Source organism: Sphingomonas sp. (genome assembly GCF_035317925.1).
Taxonomy (GTDB): domain Bacteria; phylum Pseudomonadota; class Alphaproteobacteria; order Sphingomonadales; family Sphingomonadaceae; genus Sphingomonas_I.
Genome location: NZ_DATHFV010000074.1, coordinates 17,156 through 30,616, shown reverse-complemented (window position 1 = coordinate 30,616; position 13,461 = coordinate 17,156). Strand labels below are relative to the sequence as shown.

The 13,461-nt window shown below is 65.0% G+C and carries 8 protein-coding genes; 7 read left to right on the top strand and 1 reads right to left on the bottom strand.

The genetic code is table 11. The features are described 5' to 3' along the window. On the top strand, positions 1-384 hold a 384-nt coding region (locus VK533_RS05840), incomplete at its 5' end, for a ParA family protein (protein WP_324375895.1). 63 nt (positions 385-447) lie between these two features. Here VK533_RS05840 and VK533_RS05835 read toward each other — a convergent pair. Next, positions 448-1,461 (bottom strand): LacI family DNA-binding transcriptional regulator, encoded by a 1,014-nt coding sequence (locus VK533_RS05835; RefSeq protein WP_324375893.1) that lies wholly within the window; start codon positions 1,459-1,461, stop codon positions 448-450. Between the two features lie 67 nt (positions 1,462-1,528). On the opposite strand from VK533_RS05835, the gene VK533_RS05830 reads away from it, so the two are divergent. From VK533_RS05830 to VK533_RS05805, 6 genes are all read left to right on the top strand, one after another. Then, positions 1,529-3,070 (top strand): MFS transporter, encoded by a 1,542-nt coding sequence (locus VK533_RS05830; RefSeq protein ID WP_324375892.1) that lies wholly within the window; start codon positions 1,529-1,531, stop codon positions 3,068-3,070. Positions 3,071-3,649: 579 nt separating this feature from the next. Then, entirely contained in the window at positions 3,650-7,102 is a 3,453-nt protein-coding gene (locus VK533_RS05825) for a TonB-dependent receptor (RefSeq protein ID WP_324375890.1), read from the top strand. A 97-nt stretch (positions 7,103-7,199) separates the two neighbouring features. After that, entirely contained in the window at positions 7,200-8,738 is a 1,539-nt protein-coding gene (locus VK533_RS05820; protein ID WP_324375887.1) for a tryptophan halogenase family protein, read from the top strand. Next, a complete protein-coding gene (locus tag VK533_RS05815; protein WP_324375885.1) occupies positions 8,735-10,225 on the top strand; it encodes a tryptophan 7-halogenase in 1,491 nt (496 codons plus the stop codon). Before VK533_RS05820 ends, VK533_RS05815 begins: the two co-directional genes overlap by 4 nt. A gap of 10 nt (positions 10,226-10,235) precedes the next feature. Further along, positions 10,236-11,264, top strand: coding sequence for a cupin-like domain-containing protein (locus tag VK533_RS05810; RefSeq protein WP_324375883.1), 1,029 nt, complete (start codon positions 10,236-10,238; stop codon positions 11,262-11,264). A gap of 65 nt (positions 11,265-11,329) precedes the next feature. Next, positions 11,330-13,354, top strand: a complete 2,025-nt coding sequence (locus VK533_RS05805) for a glycoside hydrolase family 97 protein (RefSeq protein WP_324375881.1) — start codon at positions 11,330-11,332, stop codon at positions 13,352-13,354. The last annotated feature ends 107 nt before the right edge of the window (positions 13,355-13,461 follow it).

The following is a 13,461-nucleotide window of genomic DNA, read 5'->3' as shown; positions in this document are numbered from 1 at the left end:
TATGACCGCATCATCATCGATTGCCCGCCGGGCTTGGGCAACACCGCCGATCAGATCATTCGCGGCGCCGACCTGATTCTGTTGCCCCTTATCCCCTCGACCTTATCGGCCCGCGCGGCCGAGGAACTGGTCACGCATCTCGATCACAAGAAGGATGCGCCGCCGGTCATGCCGGTGTTCAACATGGTCGATCGCCGCCGCATCGCGCATCGCGCCGCGATCGAGGCCGCACCCAAGCAGCACAAATTGCCGATGGCGAGCCTGGTCGAACAGATGGCGGATCGCCACGCCCCGGTCGGCGCCTATGCGCCGCGCGCGCCTGTCAGTATCGCGATCGCGGACCTGTGGCGCGATATCGAGAAGCGGTTGGCGAAGAAGGGCTGACGCCGACCCTTTTGCCGCGATTTCCGAGCCGCCGGGATGCTTCGCGCCCGGCTCGAAATCGCTCTAGCCGCCGCAGGATTCCCGCACGATCAGGTCGGTCGGCAGCAAGGCCGGCATATGATCGGTCGACCCGTCGAGAATACGCGATACGAGCAGGCGCCCCGCCTCATGCGTGTCCTGGCGGATGGTGGTGAGCGCGGGCGTGCTCAGCCGGCTCAGCAGCATGTCGTCATAGCCGACCACTGAGACATCCTCCGGCACCGATACCCCGGCCCGGCGCAGCGCCCGGATCGCGCCGAGCGCGATCAGGTCGGACGAGGCGACGATGCCGTCGAAGGCGATGTGCCGGCGCAGCAGCCGGCTGACCGCGGCCTCGGCGGATTCGAATTCGAAATCGACCGGGACGATCAGTTTGGGATCTTCCTCCAGCCCGCTTTCGGCGAGCGCCTCGCTATAGCCGGCGCGGCGCTGCATCGCCTCGGGATCGGTGCTGCCCAGGAACAGGATCTGCTTGCGGCCAAGCCGGGCGAGGTGGAGCGTCGCGCGCCGCCCGCCCAGCACATTATCCGACCCGATCGACGTATAACGCTGGCCCGGCATCTGCGCGCCCCACACCACGAACCGCGCATTGGTGCTGGCAAGCTGGTTGAGCGCCTCGTGCAGCATCGACTGGCCCAGGAAGATTACGCCGCTCGCGCGGCTGGTTGTGGTCGCATGGACCAGATCGTCATAATTGGCGGGCGCGGTGTGGCTGACGGTGAAGTCACAATCGCGCGCGCGCGCCGCCTCGCCGATGCTCGCGAGCAGTTCGAGGAAGAACGGATGCGACAGCGGCAACGGCCGGCCGCGCATGTGCGGCGTCACGATCGCGATCGATCCTTCCGCGCCGATCGGCCCGGCCGGCATATAATGGCGGAACGGGTAATTATGATCGCGCGCGAGCGCCCAGATGCGCTGCTTGGTCCGCGTGCTGATCAAAGGCTGATCGTTGAGCGCGCGCGAAACGGTCGAGACCGACACGCCCGCAAGCTTCGCCAGATCCTCCAGCGTGGTATTGTTGTTGCTACCGCTGCCCATCGCGCCCTAGCCTATGAAACACCAAAGGATGGCGTTCGACCATCCCAAAAGATGTGGGGAGAAGGTTTTGCCAGCGAGCGGGGCGATCGCGACCACGGCTGAAGCCCCGCATGGCCGTCCGCACCTGTCCGTGCTGCAAATCTGGAACATGTGCTGCGGCCTGTTCGGTGTGCAGATTGTCTGGGGCCTGCAGAACGTCAACACCAGCCGCATCTTCCAGACGCTCGGCGCCGATGTCGATGAGCTCGCGATATTGTGGATCGCGGCGCCGATCACCGGTCTCCTGGTACAGCCGATTATCGGCCATTGGAGCGACCGCACCTGGGGCCGGCTCGGCCGACGCCGGCCTTACCTGCTCGGCGGTTCGATCCTGACCGCGCTTGCTTTGTTCGCCATGCCCAACGCGCACAGCTTGTGGGCGGCGAGCCTGATGTTGTGGCTGCTGACCGGATCGATCAACATCGCGATGGAGCCGTTCCGCGCGCTCGTCGCCGACACCTTGCCCGACGAACAGCGCACCACCGGTTTCGCGATGCAGGTCTTCTTCATCGGCATCGGCGCGGTCTTCTCCTCGGCCTTGCCGTGGGTGCTGACCCACTGGTTCGGGGTCAGCGGCCAGGCCGCGCCGGGCATGCTGCCGCAATCGGTGCGGGTCGCTTTCTACATCGGCGGCATCAGCCTGCTCGGCGCGGTTACCTGGACCGTGCTCAGCACCACCGAGCGGCCGCCCGAAAGCCTTGCCGCCGACGCCCCTGACCTCGCCGAACACAATATCCCGACCGAGGAAGGCGCCGCCGTCCTCGCGCGCAGCGGCCTGTTGTGGATGCTGGGCGGCGGCGCGATCGCCGGCCTCGCAGCCGCGCGACATTATCAGCGCGAAATCTATGTGCTCGGCGCGATCGCGTTCGCGTTCGGCGTGGCGCAGCTCGCCGCGGTGGCCCTGCGCCGCAGCGGGCGCACCGCGATCGGGCTGCTCGAGATCGTCGAGGACATATTGCACATGCCGGCGGTGCTCGGCCGGCTGGCCATATCCCAATTCTTCACCTGGTTCGGCCTGTTCGCGATGTGGATCTATACAATCCCGGCAGTGGCGGCGCGCCACTTCGGCACGGCTGATGCCAGCTCCGCCGCTTACAATGCGAGCGCCGATTGGGTGGGTGTGCTGTTCGCCGGCTATAACGGCGTTGCGGCGGTCGTGGCCCTGCTGCTGCCGCGCATCGCGGCGCGGATCGGCCGCCGTGCCAGCCATGCCGCCTGCCTGGTGCTGGGCGCGCTTGGCCTCGCCGGCTTCCTCGTCATTTCCGATCCGATGCTGCTGTGGATTCCCGCGGTCGGGATCGGCTGCGCCTGGGCGTCGATCCTGTCCATGCCCTATGCGATGCTGTCCGCGGCCGTGCCGCCGCGCAAGATGGGCGTCTATATGGGCATCCACAACATGTTCCTGGTGCTGCCCCAATTGATCGCCGCGACCATCCTCGGCCCGCTGGTGCGCAATGCCTTCCACGGCCAGGCGATCCTCGCGCTGGGGCTCGCGGCAGGCGCGCTGGCGATCGCCGCCTTGTGCACGCTCGCCATTCCCAATCCCGGGGAAACGCGCCGCCACGCCTGAGATGCCGGCCGAAGCCAGGCATCGTAAGGGGGGTGAATCTCCTGCAACCATGCCGCAAATCTATGCGTCGCATTGCGCAACAATCAATGCAAATTTTGCATAAAATGAAGAAAACTCGAAAATCTGCGCTATCATGTATCCGTTTTAGAAGCAGGATATATGACAGCAAGATAATGATAATATGTGAATATTATGAAAGGTAGCGATACCAATTATCGCCCCGCAATCTATGCAAAAAATCTGCTTGCGTAATCCGCAAATTCCCGCAAAGTTACGCAAAGAAAGGCGGGGTGGTCCTTTGGGTTCCCCGCATTCACAGCAACGGTATGACGGCGCCACGCAGCGCCGCCGGCCGCGAGGAGAGGGGTTTATGGGATCGCACGTCACGTGCATCCTGACACGACCGGGCAGGTGGCGGTTGCGGCCATACCCCGGCACGTGCCGTCGCCAGGTCGCTTCTGGCGCCGCCTTCACCTCGACTTTGGGTTTTTGAACGCCGGCGCCGCAACGCGTCGGCGTCGACAGGCGTGACGTCGATCAGCCCCAAAAAGGGGCGGCAGAATAATAAGGGGAGACGAAATGGACGTTAAGAGCATGAGCCAGGGACGCAGCGCCCATTCGCGCGGCGGCGTGTCGCTGATGGCGGTAGCGCTGGTCGGGCTGGCCGCGCCGGCCTGGGCGCAGGACGCGGGCACGGCGAATGCCGCGTCTCAGGTACAGCAATCCTCCGCGCCCAACGCGTCTTCCGGCGCCGCCGCCAGCGACGACACGGTCAAGGACGTCGTCATCGTCGGCGTGCGCGGCGCGCTCGCGACGTCGCAGAACATCAAGAAGAACGCGGAGACCTTCGTCGATTCGATCACGGCGACCGACATTGGGTCCTTCCCCGACAAGTCGGCGGCAGAGGCGCTGCAGCGCGTTCCGGGTATCACCGTCAACCGGCTTCAGTCGGCCGACGACAGCACCCACCCGTCGGGCGAGCCGACCGGCGTGCTCATCCGCGGCCTGACGCAGGTGCGGACCGAATTCAACGGCCGCGACAGCTTCTCGGCGGATTCCGCGCGCGGCCTGCAGTTCAACGACGTCTCTCCCGAATTGCTGGCGGGTGTCGATGCCTACAAGAACCAGACGGCGGAGATGATCGAAGGCGGCATCGCCGGCACGGTCAATCTGCGCACGCGCCTGCCGTTCGATCAGAAGGGCCTGCTCGTCACCGGCAATGTCAAAGAGAATTATGGCGACAATTCGCACCGCTGGACTCCCGAATTTTCGGGCCTGATCAGCAATACCTGGGAAACGCCGATCGGCCGCTTCGGCCTGCTCGCCGATTATGCCCAGTCCCATGTCGTCACGCGCACCGAAAGCGTGATCATGGACAAGATCGACACCTATTGCACGGCGGGCTTCGGCACGCCGGCCGCGGGCAATGTCGGCAGCGGCGGGGCGATCGGCTGCACCGCCAATCCATTCGGCGGCACGGGCTGGGCCTATATTCCCGACGGCATCCGCTATTCGCAGGTCGATTATGACCGCAAGCGCCGTGGCATCGCCTTCGCCGCCCAATATGAAAGCCCGGACGGCTCGGTGCGGGCGACGTTCCAATATCTCAATTCGCGCTACCGCAATGGCTGGTTCGAGCGCGCCAGCCACGTCGTTCTCGACGGCAATTATTTCGGCACGCCCGCCTTCAATCCGCGCACCGGCACGGTCCTTGGGCCGGCAACCGGGACGCCCGCCTTCACGTTCGGCGCCGACGGCATGCTCGAATCCGGTATCATCACGCAGGGTCATGGCAGCTTCAGCGGGACCTATGAGAGCGTCCAGGCGGCGATCAATGCCGGCTCGGCCGTCCCCGGCGTGCCGTTTGTCAATTATTGCGGCAATGGCGTGTGCGGCGACAATCCGCGCGACGGCATCTATATCCAGGACGAGGCGCGCAACTTCGCGCACCGCGAAGGGACGCGCGATTATTCGGGCAACCTCCAATGGGATGTCAGCGACCGGCTGCATACCAGCTTCGATGTCCAGCATATCGACGCATCGACCTATAATAACGACATCATCGTCACCGCCGGATCGATGGCGAACGCCCAGTACAGCGTGAACGACGACGGCACGCCGCAGGTGAAGCTGCTGCCCGGTTCGAACGTCAATTATGCGGCCGGCGGCCTCGCCAACCCGCACAATTACTGGATCCCGTTCATTCAGGGCCATGTCGAGGACAATGACGCGAAGGAAACCGCGCTGCGCGGCGACGCCGAATATGAATTCGACAAGGGCGGCTGGCTGAATTCGCTCAAGGTCGGCGTGCGTTATGCCGATCGCAAGCAGACGGTGCGTTACTCGACCTTCAACTGGACACCGATCGCGGCGCCCTGGAACTGCAACGGCCCGGGCTTCAACGCCGACAATACCAGCGGCGGCGCCTATCCGACCAATACCGGCAATTGCGGCGGCAATGCCGGTCATCCCGCCTTCACCGGCTATGGTGCGGGCATCTGGGAAGCCAATAGCCTCGGCAGTTTCTACGACGGCAAGGTCTATGACAATGGCGGGCTCGTCTTCCTGAACCGGGCTACGCTCAAGAATTTTGCCGGTCTTATCAAGGGATTGAGCGGGGCCACGACCAACTCGCCGCTGCTGCCCGGCTATACCGCGATCTGCGATCGGGCCGAGGCGACGGTGGACGATTGCTTCACGCCGGGCGAGGTCCTGCACGTCCGCGAGCAGACCGAGGCAGCCTATGCGATGCTGCGCTTCGGCGGTGAGGACAAGACGCTCTTCGGCATGAGCGTCATCGGCAATATCGGCGTCCGCGCGGTCCGGACCAAGGAGGACAGCGACGGCAGCGTGGCCTTCCCCGCCGCCACCACGTTCGCCAATCTGCCCGCCTGCAACGCGCCCTTGTCGGGCGGCAATATCGTCAATGTCAGCTGCTATGTGACGCCGGCGCTTCAGGCCTTCGCCAATGGCGCGTCGACGCCCAACAGCTACAAATCGTCGCATCTCGACTGGCTGCCCAGCTTCAACGTGCGCTTCGGAATGGATGAAAAGGACTTCGTCCGCTTCGCTTATTCGCGCGCGCTGTCGCGGCCCGAAATCGGCCTCCTGCGCAACTCGCTGGCGATCAACGCGCCGGCGCTCAACACGACCGCCGATTCACCTTATATCGTCTATAATTCGCCGACCGCCGCGCACACGGCGGCGAACGTTGTGGGCTATAATTTCGTGTTCCTGGCCAATTCGGGCAATGCCGCGTTGCGCCCGGTCAGGGCGGACCAGTTCGACCTGTCGTTCGAACGTTATATGGGCCGCAACAGCTCGTTCACGCTGACCGGCTTCTACAAGAAACTCGACCGCAGCATCGCCTACGGCCAGTTCACCCGCGACATCGCCAACGGTACATCGACCCAGACCGTGCAACTGCTCGGGCCGCAGAACGAGAAGGGCGGCGGCAAGCTGACGGGCTTCGAAGCGGCCTATCAGACCTTCTTCGATTTCCTGCCTGGTCTGCTGAGCGGCCTCGGTACGCAGCTCAACTACACCTACGTGCATCAGTCGGGCATCAACAACTCGAACCTGTTCACCGCCTCCTCAAGCGGCGACGTGGGCGCGTTCGGCGCCGGCCAGCAGTCGCTGGGCGGCACCGGCAACGTGCTCGACTCGCATCGCCTCGCGGGTATCTCGACGCATACGTTCAACGCGGTGGCCTTGTACGAGCAGGGACCGTTCGGTGCCCGTCTCGCCTACAATTGGCGCTCGCGTTACCTGACCCAGAACCTCGACTGCTGCATCGGTCTGCCGGTGTTCCAGAAGGCGGCCGGCTACCTCGACGGATCGCTGCGGTTCGCGCTCAATCGCTACGTCGAATTGTCGGTCGAAGCCTCGAACCTGCTCAACACCAAGACGGTGTATCAGCAGCAGATCTTCGGGGACTCGCCGGAGACGAAGGGCGCGAAATCGGTCTATCGCGACTCGGCATGGAGCCGCGTGGATCGCCGCTACCAGTTCGGCATTCGGGCCAAGTTCTGATCCTCCCAAGGACAACTGGCGTCGTCATGGCTAATCCCCCTGACGACGCCGTTTTTGGGACGCTCGCCGGGTAAAAAGCATGCAGGCGGACAGGATGATGCCAACAGCTCCCCTCAAGGTTGTGATCGTCGGGGGCGGCACCGCCGGCTGGATGTCGGCGGCCGGGCTGGTGCGGCTGTTGGCCTCGGCCGATTACGATCTGACCCTGATCGAATCCGACGAGATCGGGACGGTCGGCGTCGGCGAGGCCACGCTGCCGCACATCAAGACCTTCAACGATATGCTCGGCATCAACGAAGCCGAGTTCATGCGCGACACCCAGGCCACGTTCAAACTGGGGATCGAGTTCGTCGGCTGGGACAAACCGGGCGACGCCTATATCCATCCGTTCGGGACATTCGGCGAGCCGTGGGCGGGGCTCGACTTCCAGCATCACTGGACGCGCGCGATGCTGGCGGGCGAGGATGTCGGACCGCTCCACGATTACAGCTATGCGATCGAAGCGGCGAACAATGCCGCGTTCGAATTCCCCAACGAGGATACGAAGTCGATCCGCTCGACCTATGCCTACGCCTATCATTTCGACGCGGGCCTCTACGCCAATTTCCTGCGCGGCTGGGCGATGGCGCGCGGCGTCAGCCGGATCGAAGGCCAGATCGTCGATGTCGGCCGCAATGCCGGCAGCGGCCATGTCGAGACGGTCACGCTCAAATCGGGCGCGGTGATCGCGGGCGACCTGTTCATCGACTGCTCGGGTTTCCGCTCGCTTTTGCTCGGCCAGACGATGGGCGTCGCCTGGCAGGACTGGAGCGAATGGCTGCCGTGCGACCGCGCGTTCGCGGTGCCGTGCGCGCGGACCGAGCCCTTGCTGCCTTATACCCGCGCGACCGCGCAGCCGGGCGGCTGGATCTGGCGGATCGGGCTGCAGCACCGCACCGGCAACGGCCATGTCTTTTCGAGCGCGTTCTGCTCGGAGGATCAGGCGCGCGAGACCCTGCTCGGCCAGCTCGACGGCGCGGCTCTGGCCGAGCCCCGCTTGCTGCGCTTCCAGGCGGGCCGCCGCGCCAAGGCATGGGAAGGCAATGTCATCGGCATCGGGCTGGCCGGCGGTTTCCTCGAGCCGCTGGAATCGACCAGCATCTTCCTGATCCAGGCGGCGGTGACCGACCTCGCCAATCTGATGCCGACGCGGGGCGGGATCGATCGCCGGCTGGCGGACGAGTATAACCGCCTGTTCGAGGTCCATTACGACCGCACGCGCGATTTCATCGTGCTCCATTATTGCGCCAACCGGCGCGAGGGCGAGCCTTTGTGGGATCATGTCCGCAACATGCGGCTGCCCGACAGCCTCGCGCACAAGATCGCTTTGTTCGAGGCGAACGCGGCCGCGCCCGATTACAAATATGGCCTGTTCTCGCGCGATAGTTGGCTGGCGGTGCTGGTCGGGCAGGGCATCGTGCCGCGCGGCTATAATCGCCTCGCCGACAGCCTGACGCTGGACGAGCTCGGATCGAAATTGCGCGATCTCAAACGCCGCATCCGCACCAATGCGGCAGCCATGACCGGCCATGGCGATTTCATCGCCAATTACTGTCCCGCCCCAACGGCGGCCAAGCCGATGGAGAGCGCGGCATGATGCCGCCGCCCTGCGGCCGCGTGGTCGTGGTCGGGCGCGATGCCGCGCTTTGGCTCGCCACCAATGTGATCCGCACCGCGCTGGCGCCCGCGGGCGTGACGGTGACAGCGGTGGAACTGCCCAGCCGCCTGGAACCGGCCGATGTCCACGCGACGCTGCCGCCGCTCGAAGCCTTGCACAACCAGTTGCGGATCGAGGAAGCGGCCTTGCTGCGCGCCGTCGGCGGCGCCTTCACGCTCGGTCAGAATTTCGCCGATGCGGGCGGCGCGGAGCCGGCCTTTCTCCACGCTTACGGCGCGTACGGCACCGCGATCGATAACCAGGATTTCTTCGCTTACTGGCTGAAGGCACGCGGGCTCGGCCTGCCGGTCGGGCTGGAGGATTTCTCGCTGACCGCGGCGGCGGCGCGGCAGGGGCGGCTGCTCATCCCCGACGACGAGACCGAGAAATACGGCCGCAGCGATTATGGCTATCACCTGCCGGCGGCGGCCTATGTCCGCAGCCTCAAGGGGCTCGCGGTCCATGATGGTGTGACGATCCATGCCGCCGACGCGATCGAGGTTTTGCGCGATGGCGACCGGATCGAAGCCTTGGCGTTCGACGGGCAGCGGATCGAAGGCGACCTGTTCGTCGATGCGACCGGCGAGGGACTGCTGATCGACGCGCTCGGCACCGAACGTGAAAGCTGGCGGTCTTATTTCCCGGGCGATCGGATGCTGGTCGCAAGCGGGCCGAAATTCGGCTCGATCCCGGCTTATGCCGAAATCCGCGCCGGGTCAGGGGGCTGGACCGGCCTCTATCCCAGCCAGGCGCGGTCCCATGTCGTCCATGTCTATGCGAGCAGCCTATGTTCGGACGAGGAAGCCAGACGCGACGCGGCGGAAAACAGCGGTCTCGCTTTGACCGACGTGGACATCCAAGCGGTCGATCCGGGAATGCGGACCAAGGCCTGGGCGGGCAATTGCGTCGCGATCGGCGCGGCCGCCGCGACCTTCGATCCGATCCACAATGTGGAGTTGCACGCCGTCCAGCTCGGGCTCATCCACTTGCTCGCTTTCTATCCCGCTGGCTCCGATTTCTCCGCCGAGCGTGCCGAATATAACCGGCTGATGCGCTCCTCGTTCGAGCGGATCCGCGATTTCCAGGCGGTGCATTACCGGCTCAATCCCTATGCCGGTTCGGCCTTCTGGGCGCAGGCGCGGCAGGGTGATGCCTCGCCCGAACTGGCACACACGATCGCGCTGTTCCAGGCGCGCGGCGAGATCGCGCCTTATGAGGATGAAAGCTTCTCGCCCGACAGCTGGCGTACCTTCTTCATCGGCCACGGCCTGGTGCCGGACAGCTATTTGCCGCCGATCGACCGCACCCCGCCCGAGACGATGAAGGCGCAGTTCCGGACGATGCTCGGCTTCGTCAAAGAACAGGTGCTTCGCCAGCCGACCCATGACGCCTATCTGCAGACGATCGCGCGGCGCGGGAATGGGTGAGGTTTTACGTATGGACCGCAATGCGGCCCCCGGCGATCTCGATGCATTGCCACGCGTGGCGGTGCAGGGGCCGCCGACGCCGGCGGAGTTCGATGCGCTGATCGCGGCCGAGCAGCCGGTCATCCTCAAGGGGCTGGTCGCGGATTGGCCGGCGACGCAAGCCGGGCGCACGCCGTCCGCGCTCGTCGCTTATCTCAAGGCGATGGATCGCGGCGTGCCGTCGCCGGTGATGGAGGCGCCCGCGCGCAGCGGCGGCCGCTTCACCTACGGCCCCGACATCAGCGAATTCAGCTTCACCAAGAGGCGTGCCCCGATCGGCGATACGCTCGACCGGATCGAGCGCAATCTCGGGCAGGACAATGCGCCGTTCGTCGCGATCCAGATGCTGCCGCTCGTCGACACTTTGCCCGATTTCGTAGCGCGCAATGCGATGCCGCTGCTGCCCGCCGAGGTCGGCCCGCGGCTGTGGATCGGCGGCCCGCTGCGCACCCAGACGCATAACGACCGCGACCATAATCTGGCCTGCGTGATTTCCGGGCGGCGGCGCTTTCTGCTGTTCCCGCCCGAGCAGGTCGCCAACCTCTATGTCGGCCCGCTCGACAATCCGCCGCCTTTGTCGCTGGTCGATCCCGAAGCACCCGATCTGGAGCGCTTTCCCAAATACCCGCAAGCGATCGCGGCGGCGCGGGTCGCGTGGCTCGAGCCGGGCGACGCGCTCTTCCTGCCCAAATATTGGTGGCATCACGTCACCTCGCTCGACCCGTTCAACGCGATGGTCAATTATTGGTGGGGCGACAGCGCCGCCGGGCTTGAACGGCCCAACGACATATTCCTTGCCGGTTTGCTCGCGTTCAAGGATCTGCCCGACGGCGAGCGCGCTTACTGGCGCGCGATGTTCGAGGCGCATGTGTTCGGCACGCGGGGCGAGGCGGTCGCGCATATCCCCGAGGAATTGCAGGGCGCGCTCGGCCGAATGAGCCCCCGTCAGCGGGCCGCGCTGCGCCAGCAGCTCATGATGGCCTTCCTGAAAACGCCATGACCGCCCGCGCAAATGCCGCGCGGCGTGTCCCGGCTTCCGACATTTCGAGAAAGAGAAACAGATCGATGATCCTTCGCAGCCTTGCCTTGCTTGTCACGTTCGGCGGGATCGCCGCAGCACAGGCGAGCCCCCGCGAATGCGCCCAGTCGCCCGGCAAGGTGATCGAATTGTGCACCTGGGTCGATGGCGGTCAGGCCTGGTACGCGGTCACGCGCAAGGGCGAGGTGGTGCTCGCACCCTCGACGATGGGCCTGAGCTTCGCGGGCGAGGGCGAGGCGCGCTACGGCGCCCTGTCCAACCCGCGCCGCGCATCGTCCGACACCAATTGGCAGCAGCCATGGGGCGAGCAGCGCGTGATCCGCGACAATCACAGCGACCTGACCGTGACGATCGCGGGCGACACGCCGCTGACCAAAAGCTTCGACGTCAGCTTCCGCCTGTTCGATGACGGGTTCGGCTTCCGTTACAGCTACACCGCGATTCCGGCGGGGCAGGCGGTGTCGGTCACCGCCGACCATACCCAGTTCCACACAATCGGCGCCTATCAGGCCTGGTGGTATCAGGGTCTCGGGCTGGAGCGTGACGAATATCTTTATACGCAGACCGACGCGCGCCGGATCACGCTCGCCGAGACGCCGCTGACTTTGCGCGGCGACACCAACCATCTCTATCTCTCGATCCACGAAGCGGCTCTGGTCGATTTCCCGAGCATGCTGCTGCAGGGCAATGGCACGGGCGTGCTGAGCGCGTGGCTGATGCCGTGGCCGGACGGCGTGCTCGCGCACAAGACCGGGCCGTTCACCGGCCCGTGGCGGACGATGCTGATCAGCGACAGCGCCGGCGGGCTGGTCGACAGTCGGATCGAATTGAACCTCAACGAGCCGAGCAAGATCCCCGACATCGACAGCTGGTTCAAGCCGGGCAAGTTCGTCGGCGTGTGGTGGGAAATGCACCTCAACCATTCGACCTGGGGCAGCGGCATGCGCCACGGAGCCAACACCCAGAACGTCGAACGCTATATGGATTTCGCCGCGCAATATGGCTTTTCGGGCGTGCTCGCCGAGGGCTGGAACCAAGGCTGGGACGGCAGCTGGATCGACAATGGCGACAAGTTCAGCTTCACCAAGGCCTATCCCGATTTCGACCTTCCCGGCATCGTCGCCTACGGCAAGGCGCGCGGCGTTGCTTTGATCGGGCATAACGAAACCGCCGGCGCGGTGGTGAATTACGAAAACCAGCTCGATGCGGCGATGACGCTGTACGAGCATGTCGGCATCCCGATCGTGAAGACCGGCTATGTCCATCACAGCGGCGATATCGTCGACCGGCAGGGCGGCCTCGAATGGTTCGCCGGCCAGTTCATGGTCCGCCACAATCTTCACGTCGCCGAGGTTGCCGCTGCGCATCACGTCGCGATCGACGCGCATGAGCCGGTCAAGGACACCGGCCTGCGCCGGACCTGGCCCAACATGATCGCGCGCGAAGGCGCGCGCGGGCAGGAATATAATGCCTGGGGAACCCCCACCAATCCGCCCGAGCATGTGACGATCCTGCCCTACACGCGGCTGCTGGGCGGACCGATGGATTTCACCCCGGGCATCTTCGATCTGGCGCACGGCAAGGACGACGTGACGCGGCGTGTGCAATCGACGCTGGCGACGCAGCTCGCCGAATATGTCGTGATCTACAGCCCGGTGCAGATGGCGGCCGACCTGCCCGAAAACTATCTCGCGCACATGGACGCGTTCCAGTTCATCCGCGACGTGCCGACCGACTGGGAGACTTCGAAGACGCTGCAGGGCGAGATCGGCGATTACATCGTCGAGGCGCGTCAGCCGCGCGGCGGCAAGGACTGGTATCTGGGCGCGGTCACCGACGAGAATGCGCGTTCGCTGACCCAGCCGCTGACCTTCCTGACGCAGGGCAAGCATTACGAAGCGCAAATCTATCGCGACGCCCCGGGCGCGGATTACCGCACCAACCCCGAAGCCTATGAGATCGTGAAGCAGGTCGTGACGAGCAAGGACGTGCTGACGATCGCGATGGCGCCGGGCGGCGGCCAGGCGATCCGGTTCAAGGCGCTGGATTGAGGTTGGCCTTCGTCACCCCGGACTTGTTCCGGGGTCCACTCTGAGGCTTGGTGCCTGCTTCACGGTGGATGCCAGAACAAGTCCGGCATGACGAGTTGGGTGCGGGG

Excerpts from the sequence above, each read along its gene's own strand:
- VK533_RS05835 (WP_324375893.1), bottom strand. The coding sequence starts at position 1,461 with ATGGGCAGCGGTAGCAACAACAATACCACGCTGGAGGATCTGGCGAAG.
- VK533_RS05805 (WP_324375881.1), top strand. The coding sequence starts at position 11,330 with ATGATCCTTCGCAGCCTTGCCTTGCTTGTCACGTTCGGCGGGATCGCC.
- VK533_RS05815 (WP_324375885.1), top strand. The coding sequence starts at position 8,735 with ATGATGCCGCCGCCCTGCGGCCGCGTGGTCGTGGTCGGGCGCGATGCC.
- VK533_RS05825 (WP_324375890.1), top strand. The coding sequence starts at position 3,650 with ATGGACGTTAAGAGCATGAGCCAGGGACGCAGCGCCCATTCGCGCGGC.
- VK533_RS05820 (WP_324375887.1), top strand. The coding sequence starts at position 7,200 with ATGCCAACAGCTCCCCTCAAGGTTGTGATCGTCGGGGGCGGCACCGCC.
- VK533_RS05810 (WP_324375883.1), top strand. The coding sequence starts at position 10,236 with ATGGACCGCAATGCGGCCCCCGGCGATCTCGATGCATTGCCACGCGTG.